The organism is Paenibacillus mellifer (assembly GCF_023195895.1).
GTDB lineage: Bacteria > Bacillota > Bacilli > Paenibacillales > Paenibacillaceae > Fontibacillus > Fontibacillus mellifer.
On record NZ_JALPRK010000003.1, the window covers coordinates 62,349 to 88,101 of the forward strand.

General features: G+C 54.7%; 23 protein-coding genes. 9 read left to right on the forward strand and 14 right to left on the reverse strand.

Features of this window, described 5'->3' with window-relative positions:
• Positions 1 to 22: 22 nt before the first annotated feature.
• Both M0651_RS04665 and M0651_RS04670 read left to right on the forward strand, forming a co-directional pair.
• Positions 23 to 205 (forward strand): DUF2524 domain-containing protein, encoded by a 183-nt coding sequence (locus M0651_RS04665; RefSeq protein ID WP_248550687.1) that lies wholly within the window; start codon positions 23 to 25, stop codon positions 203 to 205.
• A 232-nt stretch (positions 206 to 437) separates the two neighbouring features.
• Positions 438 to 1,637 (forward strand): MFS transporter, encoded by a 1,200-nt coding sequence (locus tag M0651_RS04670; RefSeq protein WP_248550924.1) that lies wholly within the window; start codon positions 438 to 440, stop codon positions 1,635 to 1,637.
• Positions 1,638 to 1,744: 107 nt separating this feature from the next.
• On the opposite strand, the gene M0651_RS04675 is transcribed toward M0651_RS04670, so the two are convergent.
• The 10 genes from M0651_RS04675 to M0651_RS04720 form a co-directional block, all read right to left on the reverse strand.
• Positions 1,745 to 2,779, reverse strand: coding sequence for a LacI family DNA-binding transcriptional regulator (locus M0651_RS04675; protein ID WP_248550688.1), 1,035 nt, complete (start codon positions 2,777 to 2,779; stop codon positions 1,745 to 1,747).
• A 171-nt stretch (positions 2,780 to 2,950) separates the two neighbouring features.
• A complete protein-coding gene (locus tag M0651_RS04680) occupies positions 2,951 to 3,784 on the reverse strand; it encodes a carbohydrate ABC transporter permease (protein WP_248550689.1) in 834 nt (277 codons plus the stop codon).
• On the reverse strand, positions 3,784 to 4,626 hold the full coding sequence (locus tag M0651_RS04685; protein ID WP_248550690.1) for a carbohydrate ABC transporter permease: 843 nt from the start codon (positions 4,624 to 4,626) through the stop codon (positions 3,784 to 3,786). Before M0651_RS04685 ends, M0651_RS04680 begins: the two co-directional genes overlap by 1 nt.
• Before the next feature lie 138 nt (positions 4,627 to 4,764).
• A complete protein-coding gene (locus M0651_RS04690) occupies positions 4,765 to 6,183 on the reverse strand; it encodes an ABC transporter substrate-binding protein (protein WP_248550691.1) in 1,419 nt (472 codons plus the stop codon).
• A gap of 275 nt (positions 6,184 to 6,458) precedes the next feature.
• The gene (locus M0651_RS04695) at positions 6,459 to 7,481 is read right to left on the reverse strand and encodes a potassium channel family protein (RefSeq protein ID WP_248550692.1); all 1,023 of its coding nucleotides are present in this window, start codon (positions 7,479 to 7,481) and stop codon (positions 6,459 to 6,461) included.
• A gap of 42 nt (positions 7,482 to 7,523) precedes the next feature.
• Entirely contained in the window at positions 7,524 to 7,916 is a 393-nt protein-coding gene (locus M0651_RS04700) for a DUF350 domain-containing protein (protein WP_240269995.1), read from the reverse strand.
• Positions 7,913 to 8,554, reverse strand: coding sequence for a hypothetical protein (locus M0651_RS04705; RefSeq protein ID WP_248550693.1), 642 nt, complete (start codon positions 8,552 to 8,554; stop codon positions 7,913 to 7,915). Before M0651_RS04705 ends, M0651_RS04700 begins: the two co-directional genes overlap by 4 nt.
• Entirely contained in the window at positions 8,555 to 9,757 is a 1,203-nt protein-coding gene (locus tag M0651_RS04710) for a glutathionylspermidine synthase family protein (protein WP_248550694.1), read from the reverse strand. It lies immediately after the preceding gene.
• A complete protein-coding gene (locus M0651_RS04715; RefSeq protein WP_248550925.1) occupies positions 9,754 to 10,449 on the reverse strand; it encodes a hypothetical protein in 696 nt (231 codons plus the stop codon). Before M0651_RS04715 ends, M0651_RS04710 begins: the two co-directional genes overlap by 4 nt.
• A gap of 90 nt (positions 10,450 to 10,539) precedes the next feature.
• On the reverse strand, positions 10,540 to 10,755 hold the full coding sequence (locus M0651_RS04720; protein WP_248550695.1) for a hypothetical protein: 216 nt from the start codon (positions 10,753 to 10,755) through the stop codon (positions 10,540 to 10,542).
• Between the two features lie 514 nt (positions 10,756 to 11,269).
• Between M0651_RS04720 and M0651_RS04725 the strand changes: the two genes are divergently transcribed.
• The gene (locus tag M0651_RS04725) at positions 11,270 to 11,944 is read left to right on the forward strand and encodes a PDDEXK family nuclease (protein WP_248550696.1); all 675 of its coding nucleotides are present in this window, start codon (positions 11,270 to 11,272) and stop codon (positions 11,942 to 11,944) included.
• A gap of 366 nt (positions 11,945 to 12,310) precedes the next feature.
• Here M0651_RS04725 and M0651_RS04730 read toward each other — a convergent pair whose 3' ends face one another.
• Together M0651_RS04730 and M0651_RS04735 are read right to left on the reverse strand one after the other, a co-directional pair.
• Positions 12,311 to 13,729 (reverse strand): hypothetical protein, encoded by a 1,419-nt coding sequence (locus M0651_RS04730; protein ID WP_248550926.1) that lies wholly within the window; start codon positions 13,727 to 13,729, stop codon positions 12,311 to 12,313.
• Between the two features lie 94 nt (positions 13,730 to 13,823).
• Complete coding sequence (locus M0651_RS04735; protein WP_248550697.1) at positions 13,824 to 15,641, reverse strand: sigma-54 interaction domain-containing protein; 1,818 nt, start codon at positions 15,639 to 15,641, stop codon at positions 13,824 to 13,826.
• A 229-nt stretch (positions 15,642 to 15,870) separates the two neighbouring features.
• Between M0651_RS04735 and M0651_RS04740 the strand changes: the two genes are divergently transcribed.
• From M0651_RS04740 to M0651_RS04765, 6 genes are all read left to right on the forward strand, one after another.
• The gene (locus M0651_RS04740) at positions 15,871 to 16,785 is read left to right on the forward strand and encodes a proline dehydrogenase family protein (RefSeq protein ID WP_248550698.1); all 915 of its coding nucleotides are present in this window, start codon (positions 15,871 to 15,873) and stop codon (positions 16,783 to 16,785) included.
• Between the two features lie 33 nt (positions 16,786 to 16,818).
• The gene (gene pruA / locus M0651_RS04745; RefSeq protein WP_248550699.1) at positions 16,819 to 18,390 is read left to right on the forward strand and encodes an L-glutamate gamma-semialdehyde dehydrogenase; all 1,572 of its coding nucleotides are present in this window, start codon (positions 16,819 to 16,821) and stop codon (positions 18,388 to 18,390) included.
• Positions 18,391 to 18,729: 339 nt separating this feature from the next.
• Positions 18,730 to 19,998, forward strand: coding sequence for a Glu/Leu/Phe/Val family dehydrogenase (locus tag M0651_RS04750; protein WP_248550700.1), 1,269 nt, complete (start codon positions 18,730 to 18,732; stop codon positions 19,996 to 19,998).
• 3 nt (positions 19,999 to 20,001) lie between these two features.
• On the forward strand, positions 20,002 to 21,405 hold the full coding sequence (locus M0651_RS04755; protein WP_248550701.1) for an NAD-dependent malic enzyme: 1,404 nt from the start codon (positions 20,002 to 20,004) through the stop codon (positions 21,403 to 21,405).
• 203 nt (positions 21,406 to 21,608) lie between these two features.
• The gene (locus tag M0651_RS04760; RefSeq protein WP_248550702.1) at positions 21,609 to 22,820 is read left to right on the forward strand and encodes a lysophospholipid acyltransferase family protein; all 1,212 of its coding nucleotides are present in this window, start codon (positions 21,609 to 21,611) and stop codon (positions 22,818 to 22,820) included.
• A gap of 11 nt (positions 22,821 to 22,831) precedes the next feature.
• Positions 22,832 to 24,199: a sodium/glutamate symporter family protein gene (locus M0651_RS04765; RefSeq protein WP_248550703.1), complete on the forward strand. Its 1,368-nt coding sequence runs from the start codon at positions 22,832 to 22,834 to the stop codon at positions 24,197 to 24,199.
• 64 nt (positions 24,200 to 24,263) lie between these two features.
• Here M0651_RS04765 and M0651_RS04770 read toward each other — a convergent pair whose 3' ends face one another.
• Both M0651_RS04770 and M0651_RS04775 read right to left on the reverse strand, forming a co-directional pair.
• Positions 24,264 to 25,292, reverse strand: a complete 1,029-nt coding sequence (locus M0651_RS04770; protein ID WP_248550704.1) for an HAAS signaling domain-containing protein — start codon at positions 25,290 to 25,292, stop codon at positions 24,264 to 24,266.
• Positions 25,270 to 25,626, reverse strand: a complete 357-nt coding sequence (locus M0651_RS04775) for a PadR family transcriptional regulator (RefSeq protein WP_248550705.1) — start codon at positions 25,624 to 25,626, stop codon at positions 25,270 to 25,272. The genes M0651_RS04770 and M0651_RS04775 overlap by 23 nt, the downstream gene beginning before the upstream one ends.
• Between the last annotated feature and the right edge of the window lie 127 nt (positions 25,627 to 25,753).

A 25,753-nucleotide genomic window follows, 5' to 3' on the forward strand; every position in this document is an offset into this window, starting at 1 on the left:
TAATCGATGGAGGAGAATCAGCATGCTGGATAATCTCGAGAGCAACTATAACTGCGCCAACGCAGGTGAGGATCTGCACCAATTGAAGCAAGAATTAGCCTCGATGCGGGGGATGGGCCAGTCCGATCCAGAGACGCAGGAGCAAATCAACCGGCTTGAGAACCAAATCGCGTTTATCATGAACAAATGTGACATTAACCATTAAGACCGAAAGGCACCCGTTGATGCCGCTCAACCCGAGCGCAGGAAGCGGGTGCTTTTTTTGTCCGGAGGATAGATAGGCGAACGAAAGTGTGTTACGATTTGGCTGTTCGGCTCTTAATCACTTTAGGACATCAGGAGGATTTACCTTGAAATCGCCATCTCAATCGGGAGCGGAGACGACGGAAGTCCGCGCCGCCCATTCCACTTTTACCAAACGAAATTATGTCTTCCAATTGTTAACCGTCTTTATCGGTTTCTTTATCTTCGGCTTCTCGGAAAATATTAAAGGACCCGCCATCCCGCGCATCCAAACCGACTTTGGGATCGATGAGATGCAGATTGGCACGCTCCTGTCGCTCAACTCGCTGGGCTACCTGTTGGCTTGTTCCTTTACGGCTTACCTGACTCGCAAATGGGGCGCCAAAACGGTGACGATGCTTGCCTTCGGCTCCATGGCCGCATCCGGGATCCTGATCTTCGCTTCGCGCAGCTTCCCGGCGTTGTCGGGTTCCTATTTCTTGATGTACATCGGCAACGGGATGCTGGAAATCGCGCTGGCCATTCTGGCTGCCCGCATCTTCGTTGGCAACACCGGCACGATGATGAACCTCTCCCATTTCTTCTATGGGCTGAGTTCCACGGTGGCGCCGATGATCGCCTCAGGGCTCATGACCGTCTCGATCGGCGGACATGTGCTCGATTGGCGCGGCATGTATCTGATCATGTTGTCCCTCTCGGTTATCCCGATGATCCCAACGCTGCTCAGCCGGTTTCCGGGCGAAGAAGAACACGGCGGCGAGCGGGTTCCGTTCACACAGCTCATGCGTGATCCGGCCATCTGGCTGATCGTCCTGGTGCTCTCGTTCGGTGTGGTATCCGAAATGGCCGTTGGCGGCTGGCTGGTCAACTTCCTGGAGAAGGCTTACCATTGGAACACCACCAACGCTTCCGGCATGTTGTCCGCCTTCTTCTTGTGCTTTACGTTCGCACGGCTGGCGCTGGGACCCATCACGGATAAAATTGGCTTCACGCTCTCGCTGATTCTGTTCTCCGCTTTCTCGGGGATTTGCACCTTGATCGCCATAGCGGTCGGCGAATCCGGGGCCTTTCTGTTCGCGGCGGCCGGCATCGGCATCGCCCCGATCTACCCGACGGTCATGGCGCTGATCGCCAAGAAATACCGCTCCTCCAGCGATTCCGCCATCACCTTCATCGTCACGCTGATGGGAGTTGGCAGCGTCATCGGTAACTATTTGATCGGTGCGATCACCGACGGAATCAAAGAGCTGGTGGCCGGCGGTGCCGACACCGGACTTGGCCTGCTGCGCGGCCTGCAAGCCGGTTACGCCTTCATTGGCGTGTGCGCCTTGTTATGCGCGGTGTGCAGCATCATTTTGTACGGCTATCTGCGCAAGCGCAACGAACTGTTGTAAGCCACACGGCCATACATCCCAACAATTCCATTCACACGCCAAAAACCCCCCATCTTCTGCCAAGCGATATCCGCCGGCAGAATACGGGGGTTTCTTTCATTGAGGATTTATTCCTTGTATGGAATCGTCGAATCCCGGATCATTAATTCCCCGGGGAATATTTTATGAGCATGCGTCATCTTCTTGTTGATCAGGTCAAAGAGGATTCGAATCGTCTCCTCCGCGATCTCCTCCACGGGCTGCCGGATCGTCGTAATCGAAGGATGGTAATAAAACGTGATATCCAGTCCATCGAACCCGGCCACGGAATAATCGTCCGGCACGGACTTCCCGCTTTCGAAAATCGCCTTGCACGCCCCGACCGCCAAACTATCGGATACCGCAAACAACGCCGTGAACTCCTCCCCGGAAGCCAGCAGCTCCTGGGTTACCACATATCCGTTCTCCATGGAGTAGCTCTCAATCTGTTCCTTCATGCAGCATACCAGCTTCTCGTTTAGCGGAATCCCATGGTCTGCGAGCGCCTGCTTGTACCCTTCATATCTCAGCTTGCCGATGCTGACATCGGACATGGGAGCGGTGAGGATGGCGATTTTCTGATGCCCCAGCCGGCACAAATAATCCACCATCTTATAACTTTCTTTAAAGTCGTCGACGGATACGGAAGAATACTCTTGCGGATCAAATTCCGGCGTCATGCCAATCGTGCTGAGTACATAGGGTACCGTCAGCTGCTCCAGCTTTTCTTTGACATGGGAGAAATACCCGCCCAGGAACACGATCCCCTTCAGCCGCTTCTCCTTCTCCAGTTCGATCGCCACTTCAATCTCATCTTGATTTTCGTCCACCCGCTGTAGAATAAACGAATATTTCTTCCGTTGAATCTCCTTCTCGAACACCTGAATCATGCGATTGAAAAAAGGATTGGTGATCCCCTTGATCAGGACGGCAATCGTCTTGGAGGCGGAACGCTTCAAATTTCGGGCGCTATTGTTTGGAACAAAATGGTTCTCCTTGATAACCTTCATAATCATGGCCTTCGTCTCTTCGCTGATGTCCGGATGATTATTGATGGCCCGGGAGACCGTCGTAACGCCAACCCCGCAAATTTTTGCAATATCGATAATCGTCATTGAAGCCATATCCGATCGTCCCTTACCTGATAATTTCCGTCTATCTGTTACAGAATATACCATACCCTTCCTATAAAACAAGGACAAATGCACAAAAGCAGGAGTCCCGGCCAGGACTTCACGACCCCCGGGATATCCTGCATTTGAGCAAGCCGGCCCCTGGCCGTTCGGTCGGGCGGATTATCCCTTTACCGCGCCGGCAACGACGCCTTCGATGATATATTTTTGACAGAGCAGATAGAATACGACAATGGGCAAAATCGCCAACACGAGCATCGCCATCATCGCCCCCATGTCGATCGAACCATACCCGCCCTTCAGGTACTGAATCGCGATGGGAATCGTCCGGTACTCGGTTCCGATGACCAACATCGGCAGGAGATAGTCGTTCCAGATCCACATGACGTTCAGGATGGCGACGGTAATCGCAATCGGCTTCAGAATCGGTAAAACGATATGAAAAAACGATTGGACCGGATTACAGCCGTCAATCAGATCGGCTTCCTCGATCTCCAGCGGAATTGATTTCACGAATCCGCTGAACAGGAACACCGATAACCCCGCGCCAAAACCGAGATAAATCACGATAATCCCCAGCGGATTGTCCAGATGGAGCATATTCGCCGTTTTGGTCATCGTAAACATCACCATTTGAAACGGCACGATCATCGAGAAGACGAAGATGTAGTAGAGCAGCTTCGTGAATCTCGTCTTAACTCTCGTGATGTACCAGGCGGTCATCGCCGTTAGCAAGACGATCACAGCTACCGAACCGACCGTAATGAACATTGACATCCCGAAGGCATTAAAGAATCCGGTCTTGGCAACGCCCTCGGTGTAGTTCTTAAAATGGACAAACGTCTGGGCGTCGGGAAACTTAAACGGTGTATCGCTGATGAAGAATTTCCCCTTAAAGGAGTTCATCAGCACGATCAGAATCGGAGACAGGAACAGGATGGCGAGAACGAGCAGAACGCCAAAAGTAATTGTCCCGCGGTTGCGTGTTTTCTGCATCAGTTCTCCACCTCCTTACTTCTCGTAGCTCTCAATTGAATTAAAGCGATCAATGCGACTAGGACAAAGAAGACCACCGCTTTGGCCTGGCCAACACCCTCCCAGCCGCCGTTCCCGTAGAACGTATTGTAAATATCGAGCGCCAGCATCGCCGTTTGCTTCGAAGGCGCCCCGGCGGTCAAAGCCAAGTTCTGGTCAAACAGCTTAAACGAATTCGACAGCGACAAGAACAAGCAGATGGTGATGGAGGGCATCACCAGCGGAATCGTCACATTCCGTAATATACCGTAACGGGTGCAGCCGTCAATCTGAGCCGCTTCGACAACTTCCCTCGAGATGTTCTGAATCCCGGCGATGTAAATGATCATCATATACCCGATTAATTGCCAATTCATGAGAACAACCAAGCCCCAGAAGCCGTAATTGGCACTGGACGTCAACGTGACTTCAAACTTGTACAGGATCCCGTTGAGGATCAACTGCCAGATATAACCGAGCACGATCCCGCCGATCAGGTTCGGCATAAAGAACACGGTGCGGAACAGATTCGTTCCTCGAACCCCCCGGGTCAGCAATAAGGCCAGGAGGAAAGCAAATACGTTAACCGTTATCACTGCAACGACGGTAAAGCGGACCGTAAACCAAAGCGCATTCAGGAAATCCGGATTGGAAAAGGCTTTAGCATAATTGCTAAGTCCTGCCCACTTCGCATCGGTTACGGTCGTAAACTCCGTGAAGGACAGGTAGATTCCCATGAAAAACGGAATAATGAACATCACGGTAAACGCCAGCAATGTTGGAAATGCAAAAAGGGCGAAGTATCTTTTGATCGATTTTTGCATAGGATTGTCTCCTTACCCGGGAAAAAGAGTGAGCGGGAGAGGTTCTCGCCAAGCTCCCAAAATAAATGAACGACGGCGCACCCGGTCGGAGGCGCCGCCGCCTTTGTCTCTTGTTATGAGGTTCTGCGAACCGGTTCCTTACTTGGCTCTTTCCGTCTTCCAGGAATCCTTAGCGACTTTTACAACATCATCCCATGCGAGGTTGCCTTGTGCATATTGCAGCAGGGCGTCGCCGAAGACGTTCTTAAACTCTTCGCTTGGGAATGCGGCAAACGTCCAAGGTACCGAGGTGATGCCTTCTTTCCCCATCCAATCGGATACTTCCTTGGCAAGTGGATCGGAAGGCTTCTCGTTCTCGCCAAAGGTGTTGAACGGTGCGATAAACCCAAGTTCGTTCGTTACGTAAGCCTTACCTTTATCGCTGGAGAACAGCCACTCCAGGAAGGCGATCGAAGCTTGTTGTTTCTCAGGCGACACTTGGCTGTTGATCGCGAAGTAGTTCTCCGTGCCGATCGCCAAGCCTTGGCTTTCTTCGCCTGCCACTCCGGTATAAATCGGCAGGAACTTGATGTCTTCGGCTTTCACAACGTTGCCGTCAACTTCGTTAATCTGCGACCAAGCCCAGTTGCCGTTTTGAACCATAGCGGCTTGCCCCAAAGCGAATTCGGCCATCGAGTCGGCAACCGCCTTGCTGCCCAGCAGCGTTGGCTTCGTTACGGAATTGTTCAAGTACAGATCAAAGATGTTCTTGAAATTGGCGTTGTACTTAAACTCGATTTCCTTCTTGGCCAAGCCCGACAACACCGTGTTGTCGAACGAAGTGTCATCCTTGAATTCGTTATACAATGGATAGTTGGCCAAGTGCGTTTGCCATCTCCATTGTTCGCCGGAAGCCAGGGAGGTCGAAGCGAACACGCCCTTGATGCCCAGCGCGTCCTTCTTCGCCGTCATGTCTTCTACAACCGCTTTCAGAGTATCGAAGTTCTTAACGTCTGCCATTGAAGATACCGAAGCAGCTTTATCTGGCAGCGCAAAGTACTTCTCCATGACCGCATTATTGTAAATGATACCGTAGCCTTCAACGACGTAAGGGATTCCGTACACGCCGCCTTCACTCGATACCGCCAAGCTTTGGTCGGACAGATAGCCGTACAGCTTGGAGTCTTTCAAGTCCAACGTGTAATTCTTCCAGTTCTCATATCCAACAGGGCCGTTAATTTGGAAAATCGTCGGAGCTTCAGACTTCGCAATCTCGGATTTCAACGTCGTTTCGTAAGTACCGGCTGCAGCCGTAACAACCTTCACCTTCACACCGGTTTCCGCTTCGTAATCCTTTGCGATCTTGTCATAGATTTCAGCGATTTCCGGCTTGAAGTTCAAGAAGTAGATTTCTTCCGCCTTCGTCGCGGTTTTACCCGAGTTGGATCCGGTATCCGCGTTTGCCTTTGCCCCTTCGTTAGTCCCTTGATCATTGCTGTTGCTGTTGCCGCAACCCACCGCGAGTCCAGCAACCAGGGTTAAAGCCAGTGCTAAACTCCATAGTTTTCTGACCTTCATTGTTCCTTCCCCCTTGAGAGAAATATCTAATTCCGCGAAATTGAATGCGCTTTCCAAAATTCCGGTTTTCACTCCGGTAACGATTCCGAAAATGGGATCGATAACGGATCGGCAACCTTTTCGGTAACCTTTTCGGTAACGTTTTCAATTTCAAGGTTATGGTAACATATTCCTAAAGAAATCGGCAATCCCTTTTTAAAAATAAAAAATAGGCCCGCAGGAGCTGCTCCCGAAGGCCTGTCACTTTATGTTGTCATGCGCGCTGTTTGTGCGGCTTATGACGATAAACCGGCAATTCGTCGATACGTGGCTTCATCGGCTACGACGTAAAGCCGCGCCTCCGCGGGAATCGGCTGGTCCAACTTGCGGTTAATGCCCAAATCACCGCGGTCTGCCAGCAAGGTTGCACCTTGCCGAAGCAGCGCTTCAAAGGCTTCTCCGTACGTATTCCACCCGTGCTGAACGGGGATTTCGTAAATATCATCGCCGTATTGGCGGCTGAGCAGTTGGCGAATCACTTCGGAGTTGCCTTCCTGCAGCGCGGAACGGACCGCCAATCGCGAGATGGCATCATGGGACAGGACAAATTCATTCACTTGAACGTGGCGGAAGTTCTGGATATGTTTTTCCTGCATGATTTCTACGGTTGTATGTACCTGTGGCGCCAAACGTTCAATACTGGAGGCAATCAACAGCGATTTCCCATCGATCAGTGAATACTCCTCGATTCGCGCATCGGCAAAAATGATCGCGGCTTTCGCCTTGTCGATGCCGGCTTTCAACAAAATCTCGTCCGAGGACGGATCCCCGCTGACGAAATGAACTTGATGCATATGCTCCAGCGGGTGCCGATCCGTCTCGTCGACGATCACGATGTGGGCTTTGGGGAAATAACACAAAATTTCCTCCACCGCCGAGTTCGCTTTTTTGCTCCAATTGATCAGAATAATTTGGTCTTCGCCCCGATAACTCAAAGCCCCTGCTCCTCTCTGCCGCTGAAGGCTCCCGATGGAATCGATGACTTTCCCGATCACCAAGCTCAGCAGCCCGATTCCGAAAATGTACAAAAACATCGTAAACGCTTTGCCCGGCACGGTCTCGGCAAAATAATCGCCGTAGCCCACCGTGGCCATGGTGGTCATTACCCAATACAGCGCGTTAAACCAACTCCCGAAGGTCGCCGGCTCCAGCCCGTAAGCCACCGTTGCGCTTAGCGTAATAAAGATCAGGATAATCAGTCCGATTGATGTTTTGCGCAAACGCATCAAGCGCGTCGTTATTCTGAGCAAAAAGTGCATGTGACTGCCCCTTTTTCAAAATTCATTGTGAATTACCTCTTACTAGATGATTAGGCTGCTGACGGCGAATGCCATGCCAATAAACACTAAGCACAGCAAGGTGCCCACCGCGACATTCCCCTTCTTCAGTTGCTCGGAGATATTAAATCCCGGCGTCACCAATTCAAAGATCCAGTAAGACGCCACGAGGCAAACATAACCAACGGCAAACCACAGAATCATATGCAAGATGGAGGTATTCGTGAAGGCGGACACCCCCAAAATGATAGCCGTGCCCAGGAATTTGCCGCCGAGCGCCAGGGCCACAGCGACATTTCCTTTCTTCAGCTCTTCCATGTCACGGTACGGGGTCATCCAATTGAAGACCACCATCCCCAGCAGTTGCAGCAAAATCATTACGACAACACTAACCACAATATTCACTACGATCGTCACTTCGCCCACCCCCGAAATTTTGCAAATGCCAAATCATAATCGGCAAAATCATGCACTTCTTCCAGCACGACCGTTGCCGTCTTCGCTTTCTCCAATGCGGCGTACCGCGTGTCGTCGATCGGCTGCTTGATCCGGTTCCCGGTCGGCAGCTCCAAGACGGCGAAATTCCGCGTTTTGTCTTGGTACTCCGTTTTGTACACGCCAACCAGATCGACATCCGTCGTGACCGACACCTTGAGCTCGGCCAGGTCCTTCTCAGCGGACGCCTGATCCGGATAGGATTTCAACGTCGTCCAAGAGGACAAGCGCACTTCATTCTTCTGATTCTCGTCCGTGGTCAGCTCGGCATCCATGAACTGCAGGATCCAGATTTTGTCCCCGGTGGCATAATTTCCGTCGTTCGGCAGCAGATCGTTATCGGGCAAAATGGTCATGTCGCTGCCCACCAGATCGCCGACCGTCGCTTCCACGATTTTATAATCCCAAGGTACTCGGGCGGTCGATAATTCCGACTCCGAACCGGTATCGGTGGAGAAGACACTGGTCGTATTGCCGCAGGCTCCGAGTACCGCCACGGACAACACCAGCATCAGCGTAACGAAGAATCGCCGCGCCCAAGGCTGCTTCGAATATTGCATTTATTTCACTCCTAACGCGATAAAATGACTGGTATTGCCGGTAATCGGTCCTCCGGCTCGCCCCAGCAGGCCGCACGGGGTCCCGTTCAGGACGAACAGGCCGGTCAGTAAATGGCGCTCGCCAACGATCGTGTCGATCCGCGCCAACTCGGCTCTTTTTTGATACACCGTAGGGAACAAGACACTGCTATCAAAGCCCTCCTGATCCTCCAGCTCCAGCCTGCCCTCCTCATCGAAGAGGCGCACCGAGCCGCCTTCGCGACCAAACATCGATTTGGACACAAAATCACCGGAGAAGACCGGCTTGTTATAAGTCGGCAGCACGTATTTGGCAATGGCCTGGCGTTCGTCTTCATCAAAGAGCAAACCCAGCTCGTAAAGCCCCCAGACTGCGGCAAGCAATCCTTTGGATTGCAGCAAAATGCTATGCGGCCCGTTAAAAATGGTCAGACGACCGGTTTCGATCGCGTAGCTCAACGCCTCGCCGGCATCGTCCACCGCCATCCATTCCTTCGGATATAACGCAAACATTCGCTCAATGATACGGCCTTCTTGATTCTTAAGCGTCCCCTCGTCAACCCAAAGTTCCAAGCAATCTTCATAGTGGAGATCCAGGCCGCTGTGACGGCCCAATGCCTCGATTGTGCCGGAATCCTCCAGATGCCAGCCGTAATCGACGCAGGCCACGGTGTCCGGCCGCTCAAGCGCCCAGGCTTCCGCCACCAGGTCCTTCATCCGCGTATTGGGCGAGGTATACCCCGCATGCTCCATCAGCCACGGGGTAGCGATCGAAGCCTCAACGTAACCGGTTGGCGTATCAGCATTCAGCTCCAGCAGCTTGATGGTGCCGTCGTTCGCCACGGCAAAATCAAAACGCGCGTAGCGGCTGATCACCCCCGGCTCCGGCAGCGGGAACTGATCGAGCATCGTCCACAGGATCGGCGGGATGCCGATCAGCTCATACAGATCCGGCCGGCGATGGACATAGCGCACGGCCTTGTCGAGAATGCGCCACAACGCGGCGGCCGCCTGCTCCAGCTCCTCGTAAGTCGCCTTCGGCATCAACACCAGTTGGTCGATCCAGTACTCCTCTTCTTCGAGATCCGCCCAGGTAAACCCCAGCTCGGCTAGCTTCGCGACCCGCTCGCCCCGGTCGGGATGCGGCCGGCCCACGACTTCGAAAATGCTGCTCCCGTCCGTCATCCGCCGAAAGACCCCTTACTGGTGCCGCTGGATCTCGAGCCGGAAAACGAGCTCTTGGAAGAGCCGGACGAGGAACTCGACGAACCGAGCGAGCTCGATTTCCCGCCGATACCGCCAGCCTTCGAGGAGGTGGAGCGCCGGACGATCGAGCCGGTGGATGAGGTTGAGGTTTTGGGTCGAACGACCGAACCGGCCATCGTTTTATTTTGGAATGTCTCGCTGGAATACGATTTCGGTTTGTACGGCGTCGACGATCCTGCGTAGTAACCGCGATGGCTGTCGTACCAGCGGCCGGACGAATAGCTGGCCCCGTTGTTGAACAACAGGTGGTACAGCAGCATATCGTCCCAACCGAAACCGGAGTTGTAACCCCCGTAGTTGTTGATGACGGTGGTGCCGCCCGAACCGCCCGAGCCGTCGGAACCGGAAGCTCCCTCGGCACCCTCTCCATCCTCCTCCAACGGAAGTGGGATGTTCCAGTCCACATTCTTGTCGAAGTACTGTTTCACTTCTTCCGTCGACCAGGCGACCAGCTTCGGTTCATCCGCCGACGTACCGTTCCCCGAGGCCGTAGCTCCGGCACCCGGAATCAGAAATGCGTTAGCCAGCAACGCGATGCCAAGCGACGTCGACAAGACACGGATGGGCTTGCCTTCTGGAGTAAAAAACTTCGATGCGAACGGCTCCTTCACTGGAGCTGCCTCTTTGGCAGCGGCCGTGTCCGTTCGTGTTGCTTCGTCTTCTTTTGCCAAGACCGATTCCCTCCTTACGAAAAAAACATTTTATTCATGCGCGATCGGAACGAGCAGCAGCTCCAGCTTGCCCTCGTCGACGTTAAGCCGGCCTTCCACCGTTTCGAACTCCCGGTTGCCGACGACCAGATAATTCACATGCTCCAACGCAGCCACCATATTCGCGCTCCAAACGCGTTCTTCCAATTCCCGAAGCTCGCCATCCGGGAGCTTTTCGTACAACTTGACGCTCAAGCCGTTGTCCAATGCAGTTCACCCTTTCCATGTACACACTAAGTAATGTTACGCATCGGTTCCCGCATAGTTTCATCCTTTGCGCAGGGAGAAAGAGGGAATGAACGCGGACAAGCCGTCAATAATCAAATTTGTCAAACCCTTCCACAATCCTCCCATCAGCTTACGTCCGTTGGATGGGAAAAGCAATGACAAAATGCGCGGGAAGCTCTCTGCGCGGCTTCTTAAGTTCACTGGTCTCATTTGCACGAAGATCAACTCGCAAGGCGAACAGTCCTGTACGCTCAATCAGCCTAAACGGAGGGCGGATCCACGCCCGAATGAACCTCCAGGCTGGACAGCGCCGTCGCCCGGCACTATACTGAACGCAGGACGAAGCACGTCCCGTACCACTCCGGTTTGGATCATCATCCATAGCGGGCACCCTACCCTTTAGGTTAATGGCGCTCCCAAGCGATTGAGGATCAAACTTTAAGGAGCGAATGCGGGGCGTGTTATTTTTTAGGGAAGGTGGAGGGGGAGTTCGATGCGTTTTGAGGAAAAATACGCGGCGTTTCTAGCGTACCATTTGGCACAGAGGTCAGGGGAACGACGAGGACGTTTGGAGCGTGGACATGCCCATGGGGAGTCCCAGTTCCTGCGGAATGTCTGGTGGCCGCTGCGCGGTGACTTCGAGGGCCTCCATCCGGAGTATGAAGTCAGCGATTGGCGGGGGCGGTCTTATTTTGCCGATTTCGCCTGGCTGCCGAGGGACGGCGAGTTGAAGCTGCTATTCGAGATTAAAGGCTACGCCGCGCACGTTCGCGACATGGACCGGCAAAAGTACGGCCACGAGCTCAACCGCGAAACCTTCCTGCACGCCATGGGCTACCAGGTGATCTCCTTCGCCTACGACGACGTGGAGCAGCGCCCGGAACTTTGCATCAATCTGCTGCGCATGGTGTTCAGCCGCTACCACCCAGAACGCGCTCCCGTGTCGCGCGGCCTGCTGGCGGAGAAGGAGCTCATCCGGCTCGCCGTGCGGCTGGCGCGGCCGATTCGACCGGTGGATGTTGAAAGGCATTTTGAGTTGAATCATAAAACAGCGGTCCTTATGCTGCAGAAGGTTACCACTAAGGGGTGGTTGAGGCCGGTTCACCGTGGGAAAGGAGAACGCATTGTAAGCTATGAGCTGGTTCGGGGGGTGATGGACTATTTGTGATAGAGATGGGGTTGGATGTAGCGGGATTTGAGGTAGGCGGGGATGTTGGAATGAATTAACGGTAAAAACTGCTGTTAATTTAGAAGGTCAGCATAGTTTTGTCCCGATTAACGGTAAAACCTACTGTTAATTAGCTCAAAATGGCGACATGGTGAGAAACACACTAGATTAACGGTAGGTTTTACATGTAATTTGTGATCTCAGATCGAACTTTAGAAATTAACAGTAGGTTTTGGAGCTAATTTAGTTTGCCGAACGTCAGCGGAAAGAGATTCTGGTGCGACATGGCGGAGGAGTAGACGGAGAGAGAGAGACTTTCCACACAAAAAGAGGCGGAACCCCGCCTCCTTCGTAAAATCATCCTCGTTACACCAAGAACATCGCCACCACGGTGGTCACGGCGAGGCCGATGAGCACCGGCTTCAGGTTGCGGCGGGCGAGCTCGAACGGACTCACGCCGCAGATGGCGGCGGCCGGGATGAGCGCCCACGGGATCAACGTGCCGCCGCCGACCCAGATGGCGGCGACCTGCCCCAGCGCCGTCAATACGGCCGTGCCGGAGCCGATGGCGGTGCCAAACAGCTGGGCGATCGAGCCGGCCAGCGAAATGCCCGAGAAGCCGGAGCCGTCCAGGCCGGTGATCGCCCCTGTGACGGCGAGGGTCACGGCGCCGACGATGCCGTTCAGCGGAACGACGTCGGCCAGCGCCACGCCGAGGTCGTTTACGATCCCGTGCGACGTTTCGGGGAGCACCTGTCCGAACAGCTCCTTGAACGCCGCGTCGCCAAGATAGAAGAATGCGGCGATTGGGATCACGGGGCCAAACACCTTGAAGCCGAAGGTCAACCCTTCGATCAGGTACGTGGTGACCTTCTCCAGGCCCCGGTTCCGGTGTGCCAGCAGCGTCACGCCAATGAGGATCAGCACCGCCGTGCCGCCTACGAGCGCCGTCGCATCGCCGCCCTGCAAATCCAGCAGGAACATGGCGATGACGTCAACGGCGAAGAGCAGCGGGATCAGGATGGCGAGCCATTTTTCGGCCTGGGGGGAGATCGCTGCCCGGTCCTCCTTACTCGCCGGACGATCCTCGCCAAGCACGCCGCCTGTGCCTTTCCCGGCGACCAAGCCGTCACGCCACGTCCCGTTCTGCTGATCGCGGCGCATCAGATAGAAGGCGGTTACCGTGCTCACCAGACCCATGACAAGAACCAGCGGCACACTCGCCGTCATGACGCTGCTCACCGGCAGGCCCGCGGCATCCGCCGTCAGCTTCGGCGCTCCTTGTATGATATAGTCCCCGGACAAGGCGATGCCGTGCCCGAACAAGTTCATCGCCACCGCCGCCCCCAATGCAGGCAATCCCACACGAATGGCTACGGGCAGTAAGACGGCGCCGATCAGCGCAACGGCAGGCGAAGGCCAGAAGAACAGAGAAGTCACCATCATAATGATCCCAATGCCCCAATACGCCATCGTTGGCGTTCGGATGAACCGCGTCAAGGGCGAAACCATCGTCTCATTAATGCCCGTGCGAATCAGCACCCGGCTCATGGCCACGATGATCGAGATAATCATGATCGTACCCATTAACTCTTTGGTTGCGTAGATAAACGAGTTGAAGATCCCTGACACCGATCCGCTGAGCGTTTCCGTCGCCAGCAGCCCCAGTGTAAAAATCCCCACCACGCAAATCATCGTCGTGTCGCGCCGCTTGATCAGCAATGCCATAATCAAGACGATAAACGCCAGGTATACATAATGAATCGCCGACAACTCTATCCCTATCATGGAGTCACGCCCCTATTCCTGCAAATGTGCTATATGCTATGCAGGAGCCCAAGCAAGGGTTCGGCCCATGATGTGGCGGAAGTCTCGTTCTTTAAACTAAATTATAGTCGCGGATTTTTTTATAGAGCGTCCCGCGGGAGATGCCCAGCAGTTTGGCTGCATTGCTCTTATTGCCCGACGTGCGCTCCAGCGCCTCCTTCAAAAGTTCCATCTCTTCCTCGGGGGTGATCCGCGGACGCAGCATTTTGTCCAGCCGATTCGCGTCCTCCGTCTTGGTCATGGAAGAACCGTCAGCATCGCCAACAAACATCATACCCTCATTGCCCGTCGCCGCGAACTCCAACTGAGCTTGCTGCCGCTGCAGCGCTTCCGGTAAATGCTCCAGCGTAATTTGCTCATGATCGCTTAAAATCACGCAGCGCTCGATGACCGCCCGCAATTCGCTCACGTTCCCCGGCCAGTCGTAATTCGCAAACGCCAGCATCACTTCCGGCGAAACAACCGGTAACGCCTTCTGATATTGAAGTGAAAAGACGCGTAAATACATTTGCACGAGCGTGCCCAGGTCCTCCCTCCGCTCGCGCAGCGGGGGCACCTTCAGCGATACCACGTTCAGCAAGTAATAAAGATCGGTCCGGAATTTACCCTCCCGCACAAGCTGCTCCAGATCTTGGCTGGTGCCTGCGAAGATCCGCACCGAGACGGGTACCTCCTCCGAAGCCCCCATCCGTGTCACCGTACGTCGCTTGATCAAATTCGCCAGCTTCTCCTGAACCTCAGGCGGCAAACATTCGATTTCATTCAAAAAGATCGAACCGCCGTCCGCCGCCTCCAACCGCCCGGCCTGGCCCGAGGGCTGTCCCGAGAAGGCGCCGCCCTGATAGCCGAACAGCTCGGCTTCGGCTAAACCCGCCGGTACGGCCCCGCAGCTTAGCGACAAGAAGGGGCCTTCTGCCCGCGCCCCGGCCCGATGGATGACTTTCGCCAACTGTTCCTTGCCCGCCCCGGTTTCCCCGATCAGCAGCACGGCGGAGTCCGTCTCCGCTAACTTCTTGGCCAGCTTGATCACCATGCCCATGCTCTCCCCGCGACCGCTGATCAAGGCGAAAGGATCCTCATCATGGACACGCTGGGTCAACAGACGGGATGCCGCAACCGTCAGCTCGTCGTTCAGCTTTACAAGATGGGTGATGTCCTGCTCAGTCGCCACGCCTCCGATAATCCCGCCGCCCGGCTCTATGATCGGCGACGCGTTGATCAGGACATGCGTGCCCTCCCGTGGACGGTGGTAAGCCCCGCGCAGCCGCCGGCCTTCGTCCAGTATGCTTAATACGACCAGCGCGTCCGGATCAAAATGCTCGCCGATCGTGCGGCCAACGATGTCCGACTTGGCGATGCCGTATACTTCCTCCGCTACCGCGTTCCAGCCGATCACCGTTCCGTTCCGGTCGACCACGGTCACCGCGTCGCTGACCGTCTCCAGCAGCGCATCGAAATACGCCTCTGCCCGCTGCTGGCGGTCAACCACCTGCTTCAGCAGGTCCAGCAGCGAGAGATATCCGATGGGCTCCTGTTCGTCATTTACGACCAACGCGGGTCGCCCACTCGTATCGGCACCATACCACCGCGACGCCAGTTCGCTGACCGGAAGAGCCAGCTCCGACTCCCGGAACACTGCCGATACGGCGGCGAACCTTGTTCCGCTAAGCAGCAGACCTTCGCCGATGCTTCCCCCGCCACAGACTTCAAGCACCTCAGCGTCACCTGGCATCAATAAATACTGCGTCCCGCCCAACTCAACGGCCGCCGTCCGGTCGCCATGCAGCGCTGCAAGCAGCGCACTCATCTTCTCTTCCGGCCGAAATCGAACCAGATCCCGCCGGAACGATATTCGTTCATGATTGAACATAACTACCTCGCACGTTGTGAAATTTTACTTGTAAATCTAACACGAAAGCAGGCCGGGTTCAACATTCCATCTACGAGAATCAGGTTGGAGTCCACTATTAATTGTTCATTACTGAACACTTTTTCATTACTTTAAAATAATTTTGTTCATTTTTTGAATTTATATTGTTCAAAAATCTAAAATATTGTATATTTTGTGTACAATGAGAATTGGAAAAGGATGGATGCCTATGGATGCGTTACTCCGAACTCTGTTTCAATCCTTCGCCAAAAGCCAATCCGTGGGCCGCATGGCTCGCCGATATGGCCTCCGCTTTGGTGCCGGCCGGTTTGTGGCCGGGGAGACCATCGAAGGAGCGATCGAAGCCGTACGCGTGCTGAATGCAACTGGACGGGAAGCTACTCTCGACCATCTTGGCGAATTCGTCTCCACGGAGGCCGAAGCTGAACTGTCTACACGGATGTGCCTGAAGACATTGGACGCCATCGCCGAAGCTGGAGTCAAGGCCAATCTCTCGCTGAAGCTCACCTCGCTGGGGCTGGGGATTAGTGAACAGGTATGTCTCAACAACCTGACCACGATCTTGAAGCGGGCTCGTCTGCACGACTTGTTCGTACGCATCGATATGGAGGATTTTGCCCAATGTGAAAAAACGATCGCCCTCTACAAACGCCTGCGCGAGCAAATCGACAACGTAGGGATCGTCATTCAAGCTTACCTCTATCGCTCCCTGGATGATGTAGAAGCGCTCAAATCTCTAAAGCCCAACCTTCGCCTCGTTAAAGGGGCCTACAAGGAATCACCGACGGTCGCCTATCCGGCCAAGCCGGACGTCGACGAAAATTTCAAACGCCTCATCTCTACCCACCTCAAGAACGGCGGTTATGCCGCCATTGCAACCCATGACTCCCAGATCATCGACTACGCCAAGCAAACGATTCAAGAATTAGCCATTCCGCCTGACCGCTACGAATTTCAAATGCTGTTTGGGATCCGCGAGGATTTGCAGCTTACGCTCGTTCACGAAGGTTATAAGGTGCGCGTGTACGTTCCTTTTGGAAGCGATTGGTTTGGTTACTTTATGCGCCGCCTCGCCGAACGTCCCGCTAATGTGTGGTTTGTGTTGAAAAACTTATTTAAATAATTCGAAAATCCATTCGTAAAGGAGCACGCCCCTATGAGCACAATGGCAAAACTGGAGGGTTTCCGCAACGAACCGTTTACTGACTTTCGGCAGGAGCCGGCCCGGCAAGCGATGGAGGAAGCGATCGCCCGCGTGAAGTCGGAAGAGCTGAGACGGGAGATCCCGTTAAGGATCGGGGGTAGGGATATTTTTACGGATACGAAAATCCACTCGATCAACCCCGGCAATCTCGATGAAACGATTGGATGGGTCAGCAAGGCCGACCGAGATCTGGCGGAACAGGCTATGCAGGCAGCACTCGAAGCGTTTGAATCGTGGAAAAAAGTCCCGCCCCGCGAACGCGCGCAGTACCTGCTGAAGGCCGCTGCGTTGATGACCGAGCGGAAACACGAGTTCTCCGCCCTGATGGTGCTCGAAGCCGGCAAGAACTACGCGGAGGCCGACGCCGATACGGCGGAAGCGATTGACTTCCTGAATTTTTACGCGCGGGAAATGATCCGCCTGAGCGAGATCAACGAAACGATGCCGCTGACCCCGGTCCCTGGGGAACAAAACCGGTTGACCTACATCCCGCTGGGCGTGGGTGTCATTATTCCACCGTGGAATTTTCCGCTGGCGATCTGCGTTGGCATGACTTCGGCGGCGATCGTTTCCGGGAATACCGTGCTGCTCAAGCCTGCCTCCAACACGCCGGTCATTGCCTATAAGTTCGCGGCTTTAATGGAAGAAGTCGGCTTGCCGGCCGGGGTGCTGAACTTTATACCAGGCAGCGGCGGTGAGGTTGGCGATTACCTGACCACACACCCGCAAACCCGGTTCATCAGCTTCACCGGCTCGAAGGAGGTTGGGCTTCGCATCAGCAAGTTAGCGGCCGAACCGGCGCCGGGACAAATCTGGATCAAACGGCTTGTCGCCGAAATGGGCGGTAAGGACGGCATCGTTGTTGATGAAACCGCGGATCTGGATGCAGCTGCACAAGCTATCGTCGCTTCGGCTTTTGGCTACCAGGGGCAAAAATGCTCTGCCGGATCACGCGCGTTGATCGTGGAGTCCGTCTACGATGAGGTCGTGGAGAAAGTCGTGCGATTAACGAAGCAGCTCGAGATCGGCTTACCCGAGGAGAATAAGGCGGTCGGGCCGGTGATTGATGAAGCTTCCTTCCGCAAAATCCTCGATTACATCGAGATTGGCAAACAGGAAGGGCAGTTGCTCGCCGGGGGGCGGCAAGCCGAGGGCAACGGCTACTACATCGAACCCACCGTGTTCGCCGGAGTTGACGGGAAGGCCCGTATCATGCAGGAGGAGATCTTTGGGCCGGTGCTGGCCATCGGCCAAGCAAAGGATTGGCGCGAGGCGATCGCGATGTACAATGACACCGAGTTTGGGCTGACGGGGGCGTTCTTTTCCCGGGAGGAGGACCGCATCAGCGAAGCGTTGGAAACCATGCACTGCGGCAACCTGTACATTAACCGCAAATGCACCGGGGCGTTGGTCGGCGCCCATCCTTTCGGCGGCTTTAACCTGTCGGGTACTGACTCGAAAGCCGGAGGCTACGACTACCTGCTGCTGTTCACCCAAGCCAAGCTGACTTCTCGGAAACTGTAGGCCCCCCCTACTCACTAGTCGCATAACCAGTGCTCTCTGCTCTAACGCTGATGAGGAACGCTATTGTGGCAATTTCGGCCCAACAAATATTCTAACGACGCTGAGACACGCTATTTCAACGAAAACACCTATATTCGCCTGCAAAATCGAGCAATAAGCTCCTTGATCAGCGTTAGAGTTGCAAAGCGGCAATTTCAGCCCGTTTAAGGCTTGTGGCAAGCGTTAGATCTGCGGTAAGTGCTAGAGCTACAACGGCGAGTTAGTAGACTTCACGGCGATGAGCTGTTTGCTGAACCACCTCAATTATTGCCCCATTACGGGACGGAAGAAGGGTAACCCATGATTATGAACGGGAAACGCAAACTTTCGGAAAATACGGACGTCTTGACCGGTACTCAACAGGTCATCCGGATGGCGCTGGAGACGATGAACGAGCCGCCGGCCATGTATGACCTGCTCAAGGAGCCGCTGCGGATGCTGACCGTGCGGATTCCGATAAAGATGGACGATGGCTCGGTCCAGGTCTTTACCGGGTACCGCGCGCAGCACAATGACGCGATCGGGCCGACCAAAGGCGGCGTGCGGTTCCACCCCGACGTTACGGCCGAGGAAGTGAAGGCGTTGTCGATGTGGATGAGCATCAAGTGCGGCATCGTGGCGCTGCCCTACGGCGGCGGCAAAGGCGGGGTCGCTTGCGACCCGCGGACGATGTCGATGCGGGAGCTGGAGGCGTTAAGCCGCGGGTATGTGCGGGCGATCAGCCAGATGGTCGGGCCGGCCAAGGATATTCCCGCGCCCGACGTCTACACCAACTCGCAGGTGATGGCCTGGATGATGGACGAGTACAGCCGGATCCGCGAATTCGACTCGCCTAGCTTTATCACCGGCAAACCACTGGTGCTTGGCGGCTCCTACGGGCGGGAATCGTCGACGGCGCTCGGCGTGTCGATCGTGCTCAAGGAAGCCGCGAAGATGGCCGGCATGGCGGTGGAGGGCTCGCGTATCATCATCCAGGGCTTTGGCAATGCCGGCAGCTACCTGGCGAAGTTTCTGCACGACGCCGGGGCCGTCATTGTGGGCATCGCCGACGCGCGCGGGGCGTTGTACGATCCGAATGGGCTCGATATCCTGGAGCTGCTGGATCGTCGGGACTCTTTTGGCGCGGTAACCCATCTCTATCCCAACCGGATCACGAATCAGGAGTTGCTGGTGAAGGAGTGCGATATCCTCGTACCCGCAGCGATCGAGAACCAGCTCACCGAGCAAAATGCCCCGAATATCCAAGCGAAGCTGATCGTTGAGGCGGCCAACGGGCCAACGACTTATGCGGCGACTGAAATTTTGTCCAAACGCGGGGTCCTGATTGTGCCGGATGTCCTAGCGAGTGCGGGCGGCGTGGTCGTATCCTATTTTGAATGGGTGCAAAATAATCAGGGTTACTACTGGCCGCTGGAGGAAGTCAACGCGAAGCTGGAGCAGCTGTTGGTTGACGCTTTTCACAAGGTCTATCAGACCTCGGCAACTCGCCGGGTGAACATGCGTCTCGCCGCGTATATCGTTGGGCTGAAGCGAATGACCGAGGCGGTAAAATGGCGGGGGTGGATTTAAGCAATGGCACGTACATTAATTATCATCCGATTGGAGCTCGACCATAAGCAGGCCAGCTTCGGCGATGTCGCCGCTGCGGTGAGTGGTGCGGGAGGCGACATTACATCGATTGACGTCATCTCCTCAGCCAAAGGCTCCTCGGTACGCGACATTACCGTCGATACCGGGGATCGGGAGGAAACGGATTTCGTCAAGGCGCTGCGCAAGCTGCATGGCGTCCGGCTAATTAACGTCTCCGATCGCACGTTCCTCATGCATCTTGGCGGCAAAATCACGATTGAGCCAACGATGCCGATCCGCAACCGCGACGATCTGTCGCAGGTGTACACGCCCGGGGTCGCTAAAGTCTGCACGGCGATTCACGAGAGCCCAAACAAGGCGTTCTCGCTGACGATCAAGCGTAACACCGTGGCGGTCATCACGGACGGCACCGCCGTGCTGGGGCTTGGCGATATTGGCCCGTACGCGGCTGCGCCGGTGATGGAGGGCAAGGCGATGCTGTTCAAACAGCTCGCCGGGGTCGATGCGTTCCCGCTCTGTCTCGATACGAGCGATACAGAGGAGATCATTCGTACCATTAAAGCGGTTAGCCCGATTTTTGGCGGAATTAATCTGGAGGATATCAGCTCACCGCGGTGCTTCGAAATTGAGCAGCGGCTCGCGGAAGAGCTGGACATCCCGGTCTTCCATGACGATCAGCACGGAACAGCGGTTGTAGTGATTGCGGGTTTACTCAACGCGCTGAAGGTCGTCGGTAAGTCGATATCCGAAGTTCGGGTCGTGGTGAGCGGTGTTGGCGCAGCGGGGGTTTCCATTTGCAAAATGCTGCTCGCCGCCGGCGTGACGAAGCTCGCTCCGGTGGACAAGGCGGGGGCGATTGTCCGCGGCGGTACGTACGCCTACCCGATGTGGCAGTGGCTAGCAGAACAACCGCAGGTGGAAAGTAAGACCGGCTCGCTGCAGGACATCCTGCCCGGTGCGGATGTGTTCATCGGCGTTTCGACAGGCAACCTGCTTCGCGGCGAACATCTGCGGTCCATGAACGAGCAGCCGATCGTGTTTGCGCTAGCCAACCCGCAGCCTGAGGTAGATCCCGAAGTAGGGTTGACGCATGCGGCCGTATTCGCGACCGGCCGGAGTGATTACCCGAACCAGATCAACAACGTGCTCGTGTTCCCCGGCGTGTTCCGCGGCGCTTTGGATTGCCGGGCGCGCGTGGTCAACGAAGCGATGAAGCTGGCCGCTGCCGAAGCTATCGCCTCCGCCGTCACGGATGAAGAGCGGAATGAGCAGTATATTATCCCGAGTATTTTTAATGATCAGGTTGTTCCGCTTGTGCGTAAAGCGGTCATTGAGGCGGCCATTGCCACCGGCGTGGCCCGGCGGGTTCCGCCGGATTTCCGATAACGATAGTAAGGTGGAATCACCATCTCTTTCTTCTACCCCTTTAAGCCCTTCCGCCCTTCGGAGCAAGGGCTTTTGTATTTCCCAAGAACGGCCCCGGCCGTTCTTTTTTCTGTACCGATAAGTTCTCGCCTACGAATTAAACCAAAATATGATATAACAATATTAATGTGTTTTTTGAAAATGACCCTTCAGGAAGTGAACTCGTGAGTATAGAGAAAAAACCGGGCAAACTCGTGCAACGGGTGTTGTTGTCCGTGGCGCACGCGATCATCCGGAGCCGTTCCCGGATCAAAATCGAGCGAAATGACACGGTGGGTCTGAAGCCGCCTTATCTCATTTTGGCGAACCATGTCACCAACTGGGACCCGCTATACATCAATTGCTACGTGGACGAGCCCATCAGCTTTGTGGCCGGAGCCTCTCTGTTCCGCAACCCATTGCTTGCCAAGCTGTTGAATTATACCGGGGCCATCCCGAAAACCAAATATAAAAACGATACGCGAACGATCCGCGGCATGTTAAAGGCCAAGCAGCATGGACGGGTTATCGGCTTGTTCCCGGAAGGCAATCGGAACTGGGATGGGACGACGGAGCCGTTGATTTTCTCCACCGCCAAGCTGGTGAAGATGCTGGATCTTCCAGTGGTCATCGCAACGATATCCGGCGGCCATCTGTCGTTCCCCCGTTGGGCGGAGAGCCACCGCAGGGGCCCCCTTCGTATCTCCCTCGTGAAAAAATGGGAGGCCGGCGCGTTCACAAACCATACACCAGAGCAGATTCATGAGCTGCTGACGGAGGCATTGGCGCATGACGATGCGGAATGGCAGTCTCATACTGGAGCCGCTTATTACGGCAAAGCCCCGGCGCATTATTTGGAGCGCCTGTTATTTATCTGCCCGCACTGCGACGCTCCAGGCCACCTTCGCTCCGAACAGGATCTGTTCGGCTGCACAAGCTGCGGTTATACTGTGCGTTACACGCCGCAGGGCAAGTTCGCCCCGTTTACCCATTCCTTACGTTTCTCGACTACGCGGGACTGGAATCGCTGGCAGTTGGAACGGCTGGAACAAGGGTTGCTAGAACCGGGGCGGTTGGCAACCTGGGAACAGGTCATGCGTGATCCTGTACATCTGTATGTTTCGGAAGGGGAACAGCCCTTTCAATCGCTGGGAACGGGACAACTGCAATGGAGCGCAGCTCAGGAAGCTGCCCTTTCCTTTCAGGGAGAAACCGGGCCGTCCTATTCCTTCCCGTTTTCCGAGCTGGAGGGCTTGAACGTACAGCTTCACCACAAATTTGAATTTTACGCGGGGGATACGCTGTACCGATTCCTATTTTATCAACCGCGAACTTCAGCCTATAAATGGCTCAAATTTATTACCGCGCTGGTTCAGCGTACACCACGGCTCAACTAGGAGGTTCCCCATTGGATCATTCATGGTCTTTCGTGATCGACTTTACGCTTCTCTCTTTGTTGATGGTCGTGTCGGCCATCCTCAAGGCACGTATTCCGCTTCTGCGCAAAATTATCGTGCCGACTTCTATGGTCGCCGGGATCCTCGGTCTGATCGTCGGCCCGGAGTTGCTCGGCTGGCTCCGATTTGATATCGACCGCCTGGGTCAGCTCGTCTACCATCTGATGGCGATCGGGTTCATTGCACTCTCCCTCAAAGAGAGGGAGGTGTCCAACAGTCCGGCGGTCATGAAATCCGGCATGTTAATTGTATCAACGTACCTTATCCAAGGATTGGTGGGGTTCGGGTTATTCCTGCTGCTAACGGAATTCTTCTATCCCGGCATGTTCCCAGGCATCGGTCTGCTGCTCCCTCTGGGTTACGGGCAAGGTCCGGGACAAGCCTATTCCATCGGCAGCCGCTGGGAGGCGCTCGGTCTTGAAGGCGGCGGAAATCTCGGCCAGACAATCGCCGGGTTTGGCTTTATCTGGGCGGTCATTCCGGGGATCATCCTGATGAACTTCTTGATCCGGCATCCCAAATACAAGCAGCATACCTTCGATTCTCGCAAACAACGAACGGAAGTCACGGAGAAATCGGAGGAGGGTGAAATTCCGCTCAGCGACGCGATTGACAAGCTGACGTACCAAATCGCGCTCATCGGCTTCATTTATCTTGTCACCTACTTGACGATACGCGGGCTCGAAGCGGTGTTGACGCCCCTCGGAACGTACGGCGAGACGCTGGCCCAACTGCTGATCGGCTTCCACTTCCTGATCGGAAGCTTGTTTGCAATGTTGTTCCGGTGGATTCTTAATCGCTGGAAACAAGCCGGTTTCCAGTTGGAGCATTCTCCAAACAACTACCTGTTGCAGCGGATCTCCGGGTTCTCCTTCGACTACATGATCGCCGCTTCGATCGCTGCGATCTCGATCTACTCGCTGAAGCAATATCTGACGCCGGTGCTCATCTTAACGACCGCAGGCGGGTTAATCACCGTGTGGTTTATGATGTGGTTAGTGCCGCGTGTACTGCCGGAGGATAAGCTGCCAAATATCCTCGGCTTCTACGGGATGCTGACCGGGACGATCTCCACGGGGCTCGCGCTTGTCAAAGCCGTCGATCCGAAATTTCAGTCGAATACGACCGATAATTTGGTTATGGGCAGCGCAACGGCGATTATGTTTGGGTTCCCGCTGCTGCTGATATTAAACATCCCGATTGTCGGGTACCTGCAACAGCAGCCGGTGATGTACATATACACCTTCGCCGCCCTGTTCTTGTATTTCGCCATCTTGCTGGGCATCCTGCTTTATCGATCCCGGAAAACAACCCCTTAAGCTGAGCTCATAAAAAGAATTCCCGCCCTCTTTACCAAAGAGAGCGGGGATTTTTGATGTCGTGTTATTTCACCTGTTTGGAAATGTTGGCTTTGCGGAACCCCTGGTAGCTGTCAAGGGCTGCCGCTAACAAGTAGGCGAACAACGCCAACCACATCACCCACCCGGAACTGAAGCCGGACACGCCCAAGGGTTGCGGCCCGAAGATCTCCTCCATTTTTGTCATAAAACCCGGGGACAGCAGATCGGCATTACGAATCATCACCGCGAACACAATTGCGGAGAGGACGTGATTCGCCACGTTTAGGAACGCGATCGGTACGGTCCATTGGGAGACAACCCATTTATAGATCGCCAAGGCGACATCGAGAACGAGAATGAGTACGATAAACGGCCAATAGGAGAGCAGCACTTCCTGATTAAAGACCGGCGTCGTCATTTCAACCCGGATTCGGCTGTTCTCATACACGCCGATTAACCGATCCGCATTAAAATATACGCATCCCCATATCGCCGTCCACATGAGGCTGACGAAAACCTCGCTTTTCTTGATCACTTTCTCCTTAGGGACATAGCGGGTATCCTTCAAATCATCCGGCGTCCAAGCTTTGAATTTGCCGTTCAGCGGCAACTCCTTCCCGGTCCCCGTTCGCTCCAGAATGACAAACACCAAGGTAATCCAAAACGCGGCTTGAAGGCCTGTGCCAAGCACCGCCGTTATGGCTTTGTTGATCAGGCTCGCCGCGGCATCTACCGGAGCCACTTCTCCTGAATACGTGATGATTTGGTTCGCAATCAACGAAAGGAGTGCAATGACGACCGCAATCGGGATAACCATTTTCATTACTTGAATATAGGAATCATAGTATCGCGGCCCGATCAGATACGCCGGCTGATCCCGGTACTGTGCGGCCAGCGCCGCCGGATCTCCTAATTGGCTTAACGCCTCCTTCACTTCGGCTTCGCCGTAATCCTCCGGCAGCATATCCTCGATCGTGGAGCGCAGCTCCAACGCGATATCTTCCCGGCTCTGTTCCGGCAGCCGGCGAGTGACTTCGTAAATGTAAAGCTCAATCAGTTCCAACGGACTCATCATCCTTCTCCCCCTTTAACAATGTGTACAACTCTTGAGAGGTCTTCTCCCATTCCTGCTTCAACTGCTCGAAGATCTCCAAACCAAATGCGCTCAGCACATAATAGCGGCGAGGTCGGCTCTCCGACGTGTCCCAGCTGCTGGTTACCAGCTCCTGCTTCTCCAACCGGCGCAGCAGCGGATATAACGTGCTTTGATCAATTGAAATCCCTGACTGCTCCAAACGTTGAACCAGCGAATACCCGTATTGCGGCGTCCGCAATTGGCTCAGCACGGCTAAGGTCAACGTTCCGCGACGGAGCTCCGTGATCAATGAATTCAGTAAGGCGTTCATCCTTTCACCTCATTATCTAATCCTATTTGTCGTATACTATGTGTCATACAATATGTTTTATACTATGCATCATACACTATTAATTTCTCCACAGCAATAGGCAATAAACAATATGCGCAAAAAAACC

Coding starts and splice junctions, on each gene's coding strand:
- M0651_RS04665 (WP_248550687.1), top strand. CDS start 23: ATGCTGGATAATCTCGAGAGCAACTATAACTGCGCCAACGCAGGTGAG.
- M0651_RS04675 (WP_248550688.1), bottom strand. CDS start 2,779: ATGGCTTCAATGACGATTATCGATATTGCAAAAATTTGCGGGGTTGGC.
- M0651_RS04680 (WP_248550689.1), bottom strand. CDS start 3,784: ATGCAGAAAACACGCAACCGCGGGACAATTACTTTTGGCGTTCTGCTC.
- M0651_RS04685 (WP_248550690.1), bottom strand. CDS start 4,626: ATGCAAAAATCGATCAAAAGATACTTCGCCCTTTTTGCATTTCCAACA.
- M0651_RS04690 (WP_248550691.1), bottom strand. CDS start 6,183: ATGAAGGTCAGAAAACTATGGAGTTTAGCACTGGCTTTAACCCTGGTT.
- M0651_RS04695 (WP_248550692.1), bottom strand. CDS start 7,481: ATGCACTTTTTGCTCAGAATAACGACGCGCTTGATGCGTTTGCGCAAA.
- M0651_RS04705 (WP_248550693.1), bottom strand. CDS start 8,554: ATGCAATATTCGAAGCAGCCTTGGGCGCGGCGATTCTTCGTTACGCTG.
- M0651_RS04710 (WP_248550694.1), bottom strand. CDS start 9,757: ATGACGGACGGGAGCAGCATTTTCGAAGTCGTGGGCCGGCCGCATCCC.
- M0651_RS04725 (WP_248550696.1), top strand. CDS start 11,270: ATGCGTTTTGAGGAAAAATACGCGGCGTTTCTAGCGTACCATTTGGCA.
- M0651_RS04735 (WP_248550697.1), bottom strand. CDS start 15,641: ATGTTCAATCATGAACGAATATCGTTCCGGCGGGATCTGGTTCGATTT.
- M0651_RS04740 (WP_248550698.1), top strand. CDS start 15,871: ATGGATGCGTTACTCCGAACTCTGTTTCAATCCTTCGCCAAAAGCCAA.
- pruA (WP_248550699.1), top strand. CDS start 16,819: ATGAGCACAATGGCAAAACTGGAGGGTTTCCGCAACGAACCGTTTACT.
- M0651_RS04750 (WP_248550700.1), top strand. CDS start 18,730: ATGATTATGAACGGGAAACGCAAACTTTCGGAAAATACGGACGTCTTG.
- M0651_RS04755 (WP_248550701.1), top strand. CDS start 20,002: ATGGCACGTACATTAATTATCATCCGATTGGAGCTCGACCATAAGCAG.
- M0651_RS04770 (WP_248550704.1), bottom strand. CDS start 25,292: ATGAGTCCGTTGGAACTGATTGAGCTTTACATTTACGAAGTCACTCGC.
- M0651_RS04775 (WP_248550705.1), bottom strand. CDS start 25,626: ATGAACGCCTTACTGAATTCATTGATCACGGAGCTCCGTCGCGGAACG.